This is a genomic window from Paracoccus sp. J55, from assembly GCF_000513975.1.
Taxonomy (GTDB): Bacteria; Pseudomonadota; Alphaproteobacteria; order Rhodobacterales; family Rhodobacteraceae; genus Paracoccus.
Genome location: NZ_AZVA01000038.1, coordinates 18,066 through 31,825, shown reverse-complemented (window position 1 = coordinate 31,825; position 13,760 = coordinate 18,066). Strand labels below are relative to the sequence as shown.

The 13,760-nt window shown below is 66.7% G+C and carries 17 protein-coding genes; all 17 read left to right on the top strand.

Annotated elements, in window-relative coordinates; all coding sequences use genetic code 11:
• Window positions 1-90 (top strand): ATP-binding protein (locus PARJ55_RS23535; RefSeq protein ID WP_232215747.1); only part of this gene is annotated, 90 nt, incomplete at its 5' end.
• A gap of 146 nt (window positions 91-236) precedes the next feature.
• Entirely contained in the window at window positions 237-719 is a 483-nt protein-coding gene (locus PARJ55_RS0118575; RefSeq protein ID WP_198019386.1) for an FAD-dependent oxidoreductase, read from the top strand.
• A complete protein-coding gene (locus PARJ55_RS0118570; RefSeq protein ID WP_028714381.1) occupies window positions 716-1,231 on the top strand; it encodes a hypothetical protein in 516 nt (171 codons plus the stop codon). Before PARJ55_RS0118575 ends, PARJ55_RS0118570 begins: the two co-directional genes overlap by 4 nt.
• Before the next feature lie 60 nt (window positions 1,232-1,291).
• Window positions 1,292-2,659: a site-specific DNA-methyltransferase gene (locus PARJ55_RS0118565; protein WP_028714380.1), complete on the top strand. Its 1,368-nt coding sequence runs from the start codon at window positions 1,292-1,294 to the stop codon at window positions 2,657-2,659.
• Window positions 2,656-3,381: a hypothetical protein gene (locus PARJ55_RS0118560; protein WP_028714379.1), complete on the top strand. Its 726-nt coding sequence runs from the start codon at window positions 2,656-2,658 to the stop codon at window positions 3,379-3,381. Before PARJ55_RS0118565 ends, PARJ55_RS0118560 begins: the two co-directional genes overlap by 4 nt.
• Before the next feature lies 1 nt (window position 3,382).
• Window positions 3,383-3,988 (top strand): hypothetical protein, encoded by a 606-nt coding sequence (locus PARJ55_RS0118555; RefSeq protein WP_028714378.1) that lies wholly within the window; start codon window positions 3,383-3,385, stop codon window positions 3,986-3,988.
• A 50-nt stretch (window positions 3,989-4,038) separates the two neighbouring features.
• Entirely contained in the window at window positions 4,039-6,006 is a 1,968-nt protein-coding gene (locus PARJ55_RS22545) for a phage terminase large subunit family protein (protein ID WP_084637916.1), read from the top strand.
• A 3-nt stretch (window positions 6,007-6,009) separates the two neighbouring features.
• On the top strand, window positions 6,010-6,222 hold the full coding sequence (locus PARJ55_RS0118545) for a phage head-tail joining protein (RefSeq protein WP_028714377.1): 213 nt from the start codon (window positions 6,010-6,012) through the stop codon (window positions 6,220-6,222).
• A gap of 1 nt (window position 6,223) precedes the next feature.
• The gene (locus PARJ55_RS0118540; protein WP_036714488.1) at window positions 6,224-7,723 is read left to right on the top strand and encodes a phage portal protein; all 1,500 of its coding nucleotides are present in this window, start codon (window positions 6,224-6,226) and stop codon (window positions 7,721-7,723) included.
• Window positions 7,724-7,726: 3 nt separating this feature from the next.
• Window positions 7,727-9,151, top strand: coding sequence for a S49 family peptidase (locus tag PARJ55_RS0118535; RefSeq protein ID WP_028714375.1), 1,425 nt, complete (start codon window positions 7,727-7,729; stop codon window positions 9,149-9,151).
• A 55-nt stretch (window positions 9,152-9,206) separates the two neighbouring features.
• On the top strand, window positions 9,207-9,596 hold the full coding sequence (locus PARJ55_RS0118530) for a head decoration protein (protein ID WP_028714374.1): 390 nt from the start codon (window positions 9,207-9,209) through the stop codon (window positions 9,594-9,596).
• Window positions 9,597-9,634: 38 nt separating this feature from the next.
• Complete coding sequence (locus PARJ55_RS0118525; protein WP_028714373.1) at window positions 9,635-10,651, top strand: major capsid protein; 1,017 nt, start codon at window positions 9,635-9,637, stop codon at window positions 10,649-10,651.
• Between the two features lie 122 nt (window positions 10,652-10,773).
• A complete protein-coding gene (locus PARJ55_RS0118520) occupies window positions 10,774-11,088 on the top strand; it encodes a hypothetical protein (RefSeq protein ID WP_028714372.1) in 315 nt (104 codons plus the stop codon).
• The gene (locus tag PARJ55_RS0118515) at window positions 11,085-11,750 is read left to right on the top strand and encodes a DUF6441 family protein (protein WP_028714371.1); all 666 of its coding nucleotides are present in this window, start codon (window positions 11,085-11,087) and stop codon (window positions 11,748-11,750) included. Before PARJ55_RS0118520 ends, PARJ55_RS0118515 begins: the two co-directional genes overlap by 4 nt.
• A gap of 9 nt (window positions 11,751-11,759) precedes the next feature.
• Window positions 11,760-12,194: a hypothetical protein gene (locus PARJ55_RS0118510; protein WP_028714370.1), complete on the top strand. Its 435-nt coding sequence runs from the start codon at window positions 11,760-11,762 to the stop codon at window positions 12,192-12,194.
• A 57-nt stretch (window positions 12,195-12,251) separates the two neighbouring features.
• A complete protein-coding gene (locus tag PARJ55_RS0118505) occupies window positions 12,252-13,202 on the top strand; it encodes a phage tail tube protein (RefSeq protein ID WP_028714369.1) in 951 nt (316 codons plus the stop codon).
• A gap of 82 nt (window positions 13,203-13,284) precedes the next feature.
• Complete coding sequence (locus PARJ55_RS0118500) at window positions 13,285-13,743, top strand: hypothetical protein (protein ID WP_028714368.1); 459 nt, start codon at window positions 13,285-13,287, stop codon at window positions 13,741-13,743.
• Window positions 13,744-13,760: the final 17 nt, after the last annotated feature.

The window sequence follows — 13,760 nt, the reverse complement described above, 5'->3', positions numbered from 1 at the left end:
CTCGACCGACTGACCCACCACGTCAACATCATCGAGATGAACGGCGAAAGCTATCGCCTCGCCAACAGCACAGCCCGTAAACAGCGCTGATCACCATAAAATATCTACCCACGATTGGCCCTAAGGGGCCAGTGCGCCATGGCTCGCGCCAGCTATGTGGCCAGCGCGCGCGCCATGGCGCACCCCCCAACTGGCCGGACTTTACGCCGCCGCCCCGGCCGACTTTTGCTCCGCCGTTGACACTGATCGGCCAGGAAACGGTCACCTATCGGCACGTGGCCTATCGCACCAACTGGGGCGATCAGATTGCCTGCGGGGCGTATTTCATGGACTCGAAAGCAAAAAGCGTCTGGGCGTTGCCCTATGGCGGCAACGAGATCGAAGGCTCCCCGGAGGTAACCGAGTTTACCGACGCCGAGGGGGATATCGTGCGCGCCGACAACTATTCGACCTTCGGCGTCCCCATGCGCTCGGTCGTGGCACCCGTCGGCACCTGCGACAACCTCGCTGTATGCTGGGGCATCTCGGCCTCTGAACTGGCATTTCAGGCGATCAGATTGGAGCCGTTCTTGTGCGCCGTCGCGGAAGCTGTCGGGCACATGGCGATCGAGTCGCTCGCCTCTGACGTGCCGCTCGCCCGGCTGAAATACGAGCCTGTCCGGGCCCGCTTGCAGGCGGCAGGGCTTCTGATCCAGCGTTATGCGACGGTGACACCATGAGTTTCATTACCAGGTCCTCCCGAGGCATCAGCACGGCCGCGGTGAATACCGCCGAGGCGCGATCCCTCACCTCGTCGGGTGCGATCCGCATCATCGACAAGACGCATCTGGTCCATGTTCCGGTGCTGGGCGGCATGCTGCTTGATCTAGCCGCCACTGATCCGGCCGCTCTGGTCCTGCACATGCAGGCGCAGGGACGCTACGTCCTTGATGCCATTGTTATGCACGACCTGCGCGGCACGCCGGGCGACGTGACGGTGACGATCCGCACCTTGGACGCGTCCCGCGGCGGGGGCGTCCTGTTGGTCGATCAGCAGCCTCTGGCTGCGCTGGCCACCCGGCACGCGCTGATCCGGGTTGTGCCCGCCGAGGACGCGATTTGGGAAGTGCCGCACCTTTATATAACCCTCGCCGGAACTGGCAGCGGGACGGTGCTGGTTCGCGCTCTGGGCACGGTCGTGGCTCCCGAGGACCCAGAGCATCCCATGTGCGATCCGAGGCGTTTGGGATAGCCCAGCCGTCTGATCCGCCAACCGCCCCGCCTCGTGCGGGGCTTGTTAATGGAGCCTGCCTTGCAGATCGAGATGTGGCCGCTCGAGCGGTTGACGCCATATGCGCGCAACGCGCGGACGCACTCGTCCGATCAGGTTGCGCAGATCGCCGCCTCCATCGTGGAGTTCGGCTTCACCAACCCCATCCAGGTCAGCACGGACGGGGAGATCATCTGCGGCCACGGCAGGCTGCTGGGGGCGCAGCGCCTCGGGCTTGCCGAGGTGCCGGTGATCGTCCACGGCCACCTGTCCGACGCGCAGCGCCGGGCGCTGGTGATCGCGGATAACAAGATCGCGGAAAACGCGGGCTGGGACGAGGACCTGCTGAAGGCCGAGCTTGCGGCGCTGAAGATGGAAGCCTTCGACCTGGAGGTCACGGGCTTCTCGTCCGCCGAATTGGACGCTCTGCTCGCGGATTCGGAGCTCGAGGGAACCCCGCCGCCGGCCCTTGGCGATCCCGACTTCGTGCCGGACCCGCCGAAAGAGAAGCCGGTCACGCGCCGCGGCGACGTCTGGCTGCTCGGGGATCACCGGCTGATGTGCGGAGACAGCACCTCGCGCGCCGAGGTCGAGGCGCTCTGCGAGGGCGTTCTGGTCGACGCCTGCTGGACGGACCCGCCCTATAACGTGAATTACGAGGGCACGGCGGGGAAGATTCAGAACGACAACATGGAGGCGTCGGAGTTCCGGCGCTTCCTCTGCGAGGCGTTCTCGGCCGGGTTCGGCTCGATGCGCCCCGGGGCGCCGATCTATGTCGCCCATGCCGACACCGAGGGGCTGAATTTCCGGGCCGCGTTCCGCGATGCCGGGTTCAAGCTGTCGGGGTGCCTGGTCTGGGTGAAGCCGTCTCTGGTGCTGGGCCGGTCGGACTATCAGTGGCGGCACGAGCCGATCCTCTACGGGTGGAAGCCCGGCGCGGCGCATTCCTGGTATGGCGGCCGGGCTAAAACCACCGTCATCGAGGGCGCGCGGCCCCCGCTGCGCGCCATGGCCGATGGTTCGGTGCAGATCGACGTGGGCGGCGAGGTCTATGTGATCCGCGGCGAGGCCCTGACGGTCGAGAGCTACGAGGGCAGCCTGATCTGGCACGAAAAGCCGGCGAAGAACCCGGACCATCCGACGATGAAGCCGGTGGGCATCATCTCGGAGCATCTCGGAAACAGCACCAAGCGGGGCGATCTGGTGCTCGACCTGTTCGGCGGCTCGGGCTCGACCCTGATCGCATGTCACAAGGATGGACGGGTCGCGCGGCTCATGGAGTTGGACGAGAAGTTCTGCGACGTGATCGTGAACCGCTGGCAGACCTACACCAGCCTCGAGGCGCGCCTCGAGGGCGACGGCCGGACCTTCGCGGAGGTGAAGGAGGGCAAGAGAAGGAGGGCGGCATGACGGAACGGCCCCGCGCGCTGCGCTTCAAGACCGGCGGCGTCCGCCGGGTGATCCATCGCACCGAGACGGCCATGGAGGTGATCGGCCCGCTCGCGCCGGGAACGCGCGTGACCGGGCTGACCGCTGGCCAGTTCTCGGCCATCGACGCGATGGAGCACATGGTGGACGAGCTCGGGCCGGCCGAGGTTCGGATTTCGACCTGGACAACCGGCCTCTATGACGTCCAGCGGGCGAAGGATATCCGGGTCGCGGGCCGCATTTCGGATATCCGGGTGCTGCTCGACCGGGGCACCTTCGAGAAGTCGCCCAAGTTCGCCGGGCCGCTGATCGAGGTGCTGGGCTTTCAGGCGTTCCGCTGCCTGTCGGTCCACGCAAAGGTCATCATCGTCAACGGCGAACGCGGCCGGGCGGTGATGCGCTCGAGCATGAACCTGAACAAGAACCTGCGCACCGAGCAGTTCGACATTGATGTCGATGATGAGGTGGCCTGGTTCTACACCGAATGGTTCGACGCGCTCTGGGACGAGTCCGGGCGCAGCCTCGACAATCAGGCGATCATCAAGGCGGTCTATGACCGCTTCGCCGGATCGCAGCCGGCCGAAGCGGGCAATCCCGCTTCGGCCCAGCCCAAGCCCGCGCCGAAGGAGCGCCGCCGCTCGGGCACTAAGCTGGAGGACATCACCATGTCGCAGGAGGAGTTCCTGCGGATGCTGGGGGACTGAAATGGGACTCTCTCGACGGGAATACGCGAAGTATCGCGGCGTCTCGGAGTCAGCGGTTCGCAAGGCGATTTCCTCGGGCCGGATCACGGTTCTGGACGATGGGACGATCGATCCGGTCACCGCCGACGCGCAATGGGACACCCAGACGGACCCGGCCAAGCAGCGGGGGGCGCATGCCCGGACGCAGCAGTTGCAAACCGCGGCGAGCACCGCTCGGGCGCAGGGCGGCACCAAGCCGGTGCCGAAGGCCGCGATTGATGCGGTGAACGACACGCTGACCGAGGCCGGGGAAGCCCCGGCCCCGGCCGGCGAGGGCGAGGTGAGCTTTCTCCGCGCCCGCATGGCGAACGAGGTCCTGAAGGCGCAGACCGCGAAAGTGAAGCTGCAGAAGCTGAAAGGCGAGCTTGTCGACCGGGCGCGCTCTACCTCGTTGGTGTTCGACCTGGCGCGCCGGGAACGGGACGCCTGGCTGAATTGGCCACCTCGGGTCGCCGCGAATATGGCGGCCGAGCTTGGTGTGGAAGCCCACCGGATGGAGGTGGTGCTGGACAAATACCTGCGGGCGCACCTGTCGGAGCAGGCCGAGGTGAAAATCGATCTTCGCTGAGTGCTGCCGGGCGGCACGGTCGCGCGGAGGCAATCTACGAGGATTGAAGTTTGGTAACGGAAGCGTTCGACGGCGCGGACGAGATTCGGCGTGCGTGGCTGGCCGGGCTTGCGCCCGATCCCACGCTCACCGTGTCCGAATGGTCTGATCGGCATCGGATTCTGTCGTCACGCGCCGCCTCGGAGGCTGGCCCCTACCGGACGGCGCGGACGCCTTACATGCGCGCCATCATGGACGCGCTCTCGCCCAGCAACCCGATGCAGCGGGTTGTCTTTGCGAAATCCGCCCAGGTCGGCGCGACCGAGGTGGGCAATAACTGGATCGGCTTCTGCGTCCATCGGGTGCCGTCTCCGATCTTGGCGGTGCAGCCGACCGTGGACATGGCGAAGCGCCTTTCGCAGCAACGGCTCGACCCGCTGTTCGAGGACAGCCCGGTCTTGCGGGAATTGATCGCGCCGTCGCGGGCTCGGGATAGTGGCAACACCATCCTGTTGAAGAAGTTCAAGGGCGGGCAGTTGATCCTTGCCGGCGCGAACAGCGCGGTCGGTCTGCGGTCGATGCCGGCACGAATGGTCTTTCTGGACGAGGTGGACGCCTATCCGGGGGACGTTGACGACGAAGGTGACCCGATCACCCTCGCGGAGGCCCGGACGCTGTCGTTCGGGCACCGCAAGAAGCTGTTTCTGGCCTCGACGCCCACGGTCAAGGGCTTGTCCCGGATCGAGCGGGAATACGAGGCTTCGGACCAGCAGCGCTACCACGTTCCCTGCCCGCATTGCGGTGCTCTGCAGCATCTCGTGTTCGAGCGGCTGCGCTGGGAATGGGGCCGGCCCGAGGAGGTCGCGTATCAGTGCGTCCATTGCGACGAATTCATTGAGGAGCGCCACAAGACCGAGTTCATGGCGGAGGAAAACGGGGCGCAATGGATCGCCACCGCTCCGCAGGAGCAGATCGACGCGGCCCGCCGGGCGGGCATCATCGGGTTCCACATCAACGGGCTCTATTCGCCGCTCGGCTGGCTGTCCTGGTCGGACATTGCCCGCCAGTGGGAGGGCGCGCAGGGCGACGATTCGAAGCTGAAAGCCTTCAAGAACACGATCCTCGGGGAGACGTGGCAAGAGAAAGGCGAGGCCCCGGATTGGGAGCGGCTCTACGAGCGCCGCGAACAGGACCGGCGGTTCGGCATCGTCCCGATGGGCGCGCTGGTCCTTACGGCCGGCGTCGATATCCAGCGCGACCGGATCGAGGTTTCGATCTGGGGTTGGGGCCGCGACCTCGAGTCGTGGCTGGTCGATCACATCGTCCTCGACGGCGACACAGCCGACGAGGCGGTCTGGGACGATCTGCGCGATCTGGTCGGGCGGACCTGGCCGCATGAGAGCGGCGTCGAGATGGTGCTGTCGCGGATGGTTGTCGACTCCGGCGACCAGACGAACCTCGTCTATTCGTGGGTCCGCTCGGTCGGGCAGTCCCATGTCATCGCGATCAAGGGCGTTGACGGCTTCGACCGGGCCTCGCCGGTCAGTGGCCCGACCTATGTCGATGTGACGATCAACGGCAAGCGCCTGCGGCGCGGTATCAGGCTGTGGACCGTCTCGGGTCCGGTGTTCAAGTCCGAGACCTATCGCTTCCTGCGGCTGGCGGTGCCGACCGACGAGGCGTTGGCCGAGGACGGGCGCTGGCCGAAGGGGTTCATCCACCTGCCCGGCACGACGAGCGCCGAAATGGTCAAGCAGCTGACGGCCGAGCAGCTGATGACCACCAAGACGAAGAAGGGCTACTCGAAGCTCGAATGGCACAAGATGCGCGAGCGCAACGAGGTGCTCGACTGCCGGGTCTACGCCCGAGCCGGTGCCTGGCTCATGGGCATGGATCGCTGGGACGAGGCTCGCTGGGCTGCGCTCGAGGCGCAGGTCCGGCCGGTGCCTGACCCTTATTCGGAACCGAAACCCGCAGGGCGTCCTGTCGCGCCCGCGTCGAGACGGCGGCGGCAATACGCCAGCCGCTACATGGAGTAACGCATGACGCTGGAACAGATGAAGGCGCGGCTCGAGGTGCTTCTCGAGGCGCGGTTCTCGGGTGTGCGCACGGTCAGCTACGAGGGCAAGCGGGTCGAGTATGAATCCGCTGCCGATCTGGCCCGCGCCATCGCGGACCTCGAGCGCCGCATTGCCAAGGCCGAAGGCCGGGGCCGTTCCCGCGTCATCAAGACCTATGCCGTAAAGGATCTGTGACATGGGGGTGATGACGTCCTTTCGGCGCCGGTTCGGGGCCTTCTTCGGAATGGGTGGCTTCGACGCAGCCCTCTCGCATCGCCGGTTGCGCGGATTTCGTCCGGCCCGGGCACATGTGAATACGCTTCTGGCCTCGGCCGGGCCGGAAATGACCAGCCGGGGCCGCTGGCTGGTGCGCAATAACGGCTATGCCGGGAACGCGGTTGAAAGCTGGGCAGCGAATGCCGTTGGCGACGGCATCAAGCCGAATTCGCAGATCAAGACCGCCTCTCGCAAGCGGGCGGTGCAGCAGTTGTTCCTCGACTGGACGGACGAGGCAGATGCCGAGGGCCTGACGGACTTTTATGGGCTGCAGCGCCGCGCGGCGCGCGAGGTGTTCGTGGCGGGCGAGGTATTCCTGCGCTTCCGGGCCCGCCGCCCGCAGGACGGCCTTTCGGTGCCGTTCCAGATCCAGATGCTGCCATCGGAAATGCTGCCGATGGACAAGAACGAGCTCCTGCCCTCGGGCGCGGAGATCCGGCAGGGGATCGAGTTCGACCTGATCGGTCGGCGGGTGGCCTATCACTTCTACAAGCGGCACCCCGGCGATACAACGCTGCGCGGCGTTGCCGCGGGTGAGACGGTGCGGGTGCCTGCCGAGGACGTGGTTCATATCCTCGACCCGGTCGAGGCTGGCCAGCTTCGCGGCGTGTCCCGCTTTTCTGCGGCGATCGTCAAGATGTTCTTGCTCGATCAGTATGACGATGCCGAGTTGGACCGGAAGAAGGTTGCTGCGCTCTATGCGCTGTTCGTCACGTCCGGTCTTGGTGAGGACGGGCCGATTCCTGGCGAGGGATCGGCCGATGATGGCCAGGAGCCGGACCCCATCGAGCTTTCGCCTGGCACGGTCCTTCGGCTCGAGGAAGGCGAGGATATCAAGGTGGCCGACCCGGCCGAATCCGGGTCGACCTATGAGCCGTTCCAGTATCGGACGCTGCTGCAGATCGCGGCAGGGCTCGGCATTCCTTACGGCTATCTGACCGGGGATAGCGCGAAGGGGAACTTCGCGAACTCGCGCCTGATCCTGATGGAGTTCCGCCGTCGCGTGGCCGCGTTCCAGCATGGCGTCATGGTATATCAGATGTGCCGGGCGGTCTGGGCGCGGTTCATGGACACGGCGGTGCTGTCCGGCGCTCTTGACCTTCCCGGCTATGAGACCAAACGCCGGGACTATCTGCGCTGCGTCTGGCTGCCGCCCCGGTGGGATTGGGTCGATCCGCAGAAGGATATTCGTGCGGAACTGGACCAGATCGAGGCCGGTCTCAAGAGCCGGTCGCAGGCCATCTCCGAGCGCGGATACGACGCCGAGCAGCTGGACGCGGAAATCGCGGAGGATCGGAAGCGCGAGAAGCGTCTCGGTCTCGATTTCAGGCGGGCTGGATCGCCCGGGCGCGCTGTGGCCGGCAAGGACGAACCCGAGGACGAAACCCGGCCGGAAGATCGGCCCGAGGACAGAGAGTAACCCATGCGTTTTCCAGAGATTGCACGGCGGGCGTTCAACGCCCCGCTACTGGTCGACCCTGCCAAGGCGCAGGCGTTCCTCGCCGGGTTCGGCGCCCGAATCCTCGGGGGGCAGATCATCCTGCCCACGGTGGACGTGCCGCAGGAACGCGCCGAGCGCGCGGGCCGCGTCGGGCCGCGCATGTCCATCATCGGCGGCGATGTGGCGAAGCGTCGGCGCGAGCGCGGCGATGCGCTATATCCCGTCCGGGATGGCATCGCCATCATCGAGGCGACCGGCACCATGGTCCATCGCGGGGCTTGGCTGGGGAACTCCTCGGGGGAGACGTCCTACGAGGGGCTGGCGGCGCAGTTCGAGGCGGCGGCGGCCGATGGTTCGGTGCGCGGGATCGCGGCCGAGATCGACACCTTCGGAGGTCAGGCGGCGGGCGCTTTCGACCTGGCGGACCTGATCCGCTCGGCCCGCGCCGCAAAGCCGGTCTGGGCCTTCGTCGCGGAATCCGCCCTGTCGGCCGGCTATGCCATGGCCAGCCAGGCGGATCGGATCATCCTGCCGCGCACGGGCGAGGTCGGCAGCATCGGCGTCGTGGCCATGCATGTCGATTACAGCGAGCGGCTGGCCGAGGACGGCATCGCCGTCACGCTGATCCATGCCGGCGCGCACAAGGTCGACGGCAACCCCTTTGAGCCTCTGCCTGATCCCGTCCGGGAGCAGATGCAGGCGGAGTGCTCGCGGCTCCGCGAAATCTTCGCGGAGACCGTCGCCGCCGGGCGCGGGAATCGGCTCTCGCAAGAGGCCGCGCTGGCCACCGAGGCCCGCGTCTACAGCGGCGAACAGGCGGTCGAGGCTGGGCTGGCCGACGAGGTGTCGGACCTGCGCAGCGCCTTCTCGGCCTTCGCCGCGAAGGTCAACGGCCGCGCCGTCAACATCCCTTTCACCGGAGCCGCCGCGAGCGGTGCAAAAAAGGAGACGACTATGTCGACCCAAACGACCACGACCACCGCGTCGGCGGAAACCGAAACCCCGGAAGCCGAGGCGGAAACCACCACGACCACCGCGCCCCAGGCCGGCGACGAGAAGGAGCAGGAACAGCCGCCCGCTGCTGCTGCGGCTCCGGCCGCTGCCGCGGCGGCGGCGCAGGGCTCGATCTCGCGGGCCGATGCCGCCGCGCTGGCGGATATCGCGGCGCAGGCTTCCCGGCTCGGGGTGAGCGTCGATCTGGCGTCGGCGCTGCGCGACGGCAAGTCGCCGGACGCGCTGCGCGCCAGCGTCCTCGAGGCGGCGGCGAAGGCTGCGGATGGGACCCACGTCAGCACCGCGCACAAGCCCGCCCCCGGTCCCGGCGATAAGCCGAAGGCCGAGAGCCCCATCGTCGCGGCGGCGAAGAAATCCGCCGAGGCGGCCGCAAACCGTCAGACCAAGCACTGAAACGCGGCGGCGGTTTTCCCGTCGCCGTCCCTCTCACCCCTGAAAGGAAACGGACATGGCTCCGCTCGTTAAAGGCCCCACCGAGGGCGATATCCTGAAGTTCGACCTCGACAAGAATTACACGCGCGAGGTCGTGACCCTGAAATCCGGCACCAACTATGCGCTCGGCTCGGTGCTGGGCGAGGTCACCGCCGATGGTGAGTTCGCCCTTTCGCCCGATGCGGAGACGGTCGGCCTTGAGGGGGCGGAAGAAGCAGCCGCCGTGCTGATCGTGGCAGTCGACGCCACCGATGCCGACATGCCCGGCGTCGTCATCCGGCGCGGGCCGGCGATCGTCGCGCAGGATGAGCTCGTTTTCGACGCCAGCGTGAACGACGACACCAAGCGCGCCGCCAAGCGGGCGCAGCTGGTCGCGCTCGGGATCATCCCGCGCGTCAACGCGTAACCGGCGCCCCCGCGCCTTCTTTGCAATAGGAGCATTCCATGACTGTCATCCGTAACCCGTTCGACGCGGGGGGTTACTCGCTTGCCGAAATGACGGAAGCGATCAACATCCTGCCGAACCTCTACACCCGCCTGGGCCAGATGGGCCTGTTCGAGTTCGAGGGCGTGACCCAACGGTCGGTCATCATCGAGCAATATGAGGGCGTCCTCAATCTGCTGCCTTCGGTGCCGTGGAGTTCCCCCGCCACGGTTGGCTCGCGCGAGGGCCGCTCGATGCGCTCGTTCGCCATCCCGCACATCCCCCATGATGATGCGATCACGGTGGCGGACCTGCAGGGCCAGCCGGCCCTGGGCTCGGATCAGCCGGACCAGCTTGCGGTGGTCATGAACCGTAAGCTGACGCTGATGCGCCGCAAGCATGCGGCCACCCGCGAATACATGGAGGTCAACGCGCTGCGCGGCATTGTAAAGGATGGCGCGGGCGTGACCCTCTACAACTATTTCACCGAGTTCGGCCTGACGCAGATCTCGGTGGACTTCGTCCTCGGCACGGCCGGCACGGATGTGCAGACCAAATGCCGCGACGTGACGGGGCAGATGGAGGACGAGCTTCAGGGCGAAACCATGACCTATGCGCATGTCCTCGCCTCGAAGGAGTTCATGGACAAGCTGCTTGCCCATTCGAAGGTCAAGGAAGCGTATCAGTTCTACATGGCCGGGCAGCAGCCGCTGCGCGAGAACGTGACGCGCCGCTTCAACTTCATGGGCCTCATCTTCGAGGAGTATCGCGGCACGGTCACCCTCTCGACCGGCGCGACCGAGCGGCTGATCCCGGCGGGCGAGGCCATCGCCTTCCCGATCGGCACCATGGACACTTTCAAAACCTATGGTGCGCCGGCGGACCTGCTGGAGACGGCCAACACTCTCGGCCTGCCCCTTTACGCCCGCCAGCTTCTCGAGCCGAAGGGCCGCTGGATCGACCTGATGACGCAGGCGAACATCCTGCCGCTGAACAAGCGGCCCCGCCTGGCCATCCGGCTGTTCAGCAGCAACTGATCCCCAGCGCCGCGCGCTTCCTCGGCGCGCGGCGCTCTCACGTTACTTGGAGCCGCACAGCGGCCCGGACGCTTGCCAGCGCCGGGCGCATGGCTCTGTCTCTCTGGAAACGGTGACCTGCCATGACCGCCTTCGCCATCGGCGTCGACGTCCTTTTCCGCGATCCGCACCTTGGCCGCGATGCGCTGTGGCGCGCTGGCGGCTCGGGCGATGGCGTTACGGTTCGGGTGATCACCCGCGCCCCCGACGACATTGTCGAATGGCGCGAGTCGCGCGTCCGCACCCCCACGGTGTTCATCGACGTGCGGGTGTCGGAGGTGCCGATCCTGTCGAAGGGCGACACCTTCGAGATTGCCGGGGCCGTGTTCGCGGTGACCGGAGCGCCGGAGCGTGATTCCGAGCGGCTGGTCTGGAAGGCGGAGGCGCGCGAGGGATGAAGATCGATATCAGCCTCGACGCCAATATCGCCGGGATGATGGAGTCGGAAATCCTCGCGGGCGAGAAGGCGGTGACCGGCGGCGTCCGCGAGGTGGCCGATTGGGTTAAGGCGGAATGGCGCGGACAGGTGACCGGCGCGGGCCTCGGTCAGCGGCTCGCCAACACCATCCGGCAGAACAACTATCCCGCGCGGGGCGAGTCGCTCGGCGCAGCCTCGCTGGTTTATGCGCGTCCGAACCGGAAGCGCCGCAGCGCCAGCGCGGCGGACGTGATCGACGCTTTCGACCGGGGCGCGCTTATCCGCTCGCGCGATGGCTTCTTTCTGGCCATCCCGACCGCCGCCGCGGGCATGAAGGGCTGGGGCCGCGAGCGCATCACGCCCGGCGGCTGGGAAAAGCGCAACGGCATGCGGCTCCGCTTCGTCTATCGCCGCGGTCGCCATGCTCTGCTCGTCGCGGATGATGCCCGGATCGGCCGGGACGGTCTGGCGCGGCAGAAGCGCGGCCGGCGTCGGAGGGATGGGATTCTGACCGGTGCGGCAACGGTGCCGATCTTCGTGCTGATCCCGCAGGTCCGGCTGAAAAAGCGGCTCGATCTCGCGCCGGTGGCGCGCGCCGCCGAGTCCCGCCTGCCGGCGGCGATCCTGCGGCGTTGGAAATAGGAGGGCGGGATGCCGAGCAAATCGGAGCAGGTGCTGCAGGCGCTTCACGGTGTTCTAGTGGCGGGCTTGCCTGGCGTCACGGTGCTGCGCAACAGTTCCGTGCCGGAGGAAATCCCGCCTGCGGGCCTCGCCATCCTGCACGATGGCGACCCCGGCGAGTATGAGTTCCTGTTCTCGCCCGCCCGCTATTTCTACGAGCACCGGGCCGAGATCGACGTCATTGTCGAGGGCGCCGAGCCGGAGGCTCGGGACGCGGTGTTCGACGCCATCAAGACCGGTATCGCCGCCGCGCTGGCGGTCGACCGGACGCTGGGCGGGCTTTGCGACTATGTGCTGGGGGAGGCCCCGGCTCCGAGCGAGTTGCCGGTGGAAGGCTCCGCCGGGCTCAAGGCCGCGGTGATCGCGGTCACCCTGCAATACGACACGCCGGACCCGCTGGCGTAATCAAGCGGCACTTTAACAAGGCCCTGCCGGGCTCAACCAACCACAGGAGACTTGACTATGGCACGTGCGCAGGGCGCGCGGGCGCAGATGGCGCTCGCCTTCGAATCCATCTACGGGACGCCGCCCGCCGCAGGCGATTTCTGGCGCATTCCGTTCGCCAGTTCGAATCTTGGCTCGGAGCAGCCGCTCCTGTCCTCGGAGCTTCTCGGCTACGGGCGCGATCCTCTACCGCCGGTCAAGGACGCGATCACCGCCGATGGAGATATCGTCGTTCCGATCGACGCCCGGTTTTTCGGCATCTGGCTAAAGGCGGCTTTTGGGGAGCCGGTCAGCACCGGGACCGGGCCTTACGAGCATGAGTTCCAGTCGGGCGGCTGGACGCTGCCGTCCATGTCCATCGAGGTCGGCAACCCGGAGGTGCCGCGCTTCGGCCTGAATACGGGCTGCGTCCTCAACACCCTGTCGTGGACGATGAACCGCTCGGGCCTCATCACGGCGACCGCGAACCTCATTGCGCAGGGCGAGGCCACGGCTCCGGCATCGGTGGCCGGAACGCTGGCCGAAATGGCGCTGACCCGGTTCGGCGCGTTCAACGGCGCGGTGAAGCGGAACGGCCTGCAGCTGGGCAACGTGACCTCGGCCGAGGTCACCTACTCCAACAACCTGGACCGGATCGAGACCATCCGCGACGACGGCATGATCGACGGGGCAGATCCGTCGATCGCCGCCTGCACCGGCAACATCAACGTCCGCTTTGCCGACACGACGCTCATCGACCAAGCGGTCAACGGCCAGTCCTGCGAGCTCGAGTTCTCCTATTCGCTGGGCGCGGACGCTAGTTTCGTCTTCACGGTGCATGACGTCTACCTGCCGAAGCCGAAGGTTGCGCTCGAAGGCCCCGCCGGGGTGCAGACCGCCTTCGCCTGGCAGGCCGCGAAGGATGGCGTGATCGGCCGCATGGTCACCGCGGTGCTTACCAATGACGTGCCGGCCTACGCGAACCCCTGACCTCTGAATCCCCATCACCTGTCCGGCCTCGGGCCGGGCGGGGTCGATTCCGTCAACCTGAAACCCTGAAAGGAAAACTCGGATGATCCGTCTCAATCTCGCGGCCGGGCCGAAATGGTTCGACCTTTTCGATGGGGTGCGCTTCAAGCTGCGCCCGGCCAGTTCGACCATCATGGCGGAGGCCCGCGGTTCGGCGCGCCTTCAGAAGATGGTCGAGGAGGACGCCAGCAACGAGGCGCTTTCGATCTGTCTGGCAAAGGAGGTCGCCCGGCTCGCGCTGGATGAGTGGGAGGGCATCTGCGACGAGGACGGCAAGCCCATGGAGCCGTCGCCCGAGGCCATCGACGCGGCCTTGGATATCTGGCCGGTTTTCGAGGGTTTCCAGTTGAAATACATGGCTGCGGCCATGCTGCGGGAGCAGGAAAAAAACGGCTCCGCGCCCTCGCAGAATGGCACTTCGGCGGGGGCGACGGCTACTGCGAAGGCTGCCCGGAGCCGTGCCAAGAGTGCCCCTACCAAGTCCACCGCCCGGAAACGATAGAGGGCGCCGAGGTCTGG

Coding starts and splice junctions, on each gene's coding strand:
- PARJ55_RS0118570 (WP_028714381.1), top strand. CDS start 716: ATGAGTTTCATTACCAGGTCCTCCCGAGGCATCAGCACGGCCGCGGTG.
- PARJ55_RS0118560 (WP_028714379.1), top strand. CDS start 2,656: ATGACGGAACGGCCCCGCGCGCTGCGCTTCAAGACCGGCGGCGTCCGC.
- PARJ55_RS0118555 (WP_028714378.1), top strand. CDS start 3,383: ATGGGACTCTCTCGACGGGAATACGCGAAGTATCGCGGCGTCTCGGAG.
- PARJ55_RS0118545 (WP_028714377.1), top strand. CDS start 6,010: ATGACGCTGGAACAGATGAAGGCGCGGCTCGAGGTGCTTCTCGAGGCG.
- PARJ55_RS0118540 (WP_036714488.1), top strand. CDS start 6,224: ATGGGGGTGATGACGTCCTTTCGGCGCCGGTTCGGGGCCTTCTTCGGA.
- PARJ55_RS0118535 (WP_028714375.1), top strand. CDS start 7,727: ATGCGTTTTCCAGAGATTGCACGGCGGGCGTTCAACGCCCCGCTACTG.
- PARJ55_RS0118530 (WP_028714374.1), top strand. CDS start 9,207: ATGGCTCCGCTCGTTAAAGGCCCCACCGAGGGCGATATCCTGAAGTTC.
- PARJ55_RS0118525 (WP_028714373.1), top strand. CDS start 9,635: ATGACTGTCATCCGTAACCCGTTCGACGCGGGGGGTTACTCGCTTGCC.
- PARJ55_RS0118520 (WP_028714372.1), top strand. CDS start 10,774: ATGACCGCCTTCGCCATCGGCGTCGACGTCCTTTTCCGCGATCCGCAC.
- PARJ55_RS0118515 (WP_028714371.1), top strand. CDS start 11,085: ATGAAGATCGATATCAGCCTCGACGCCAATATCGCCGGGATGATGGAG.
- PARJ55_RS0118510 (WP_028714370.1), top strand. CDS start 11,760: ATGCCGAGCAAATCGGAGCAGGTGCTGCAGGCGCTTCACGGTGTTCTA.
- PARJ55_RS0118505 (WP_028714369.1), top strand. CDS start 12,252: ATGGCACGTGCGCAGGGCGCGCGGGCGCAGATGGCGCTCGCCTTCGAA.
- PARJ55_RS0118500 (WP_028714368.1), top strand. CDS start 13,285: ATGATCCGTCTCAATCTCGCGGCCGGGCCGAAATGGTTCGACCTTTTC.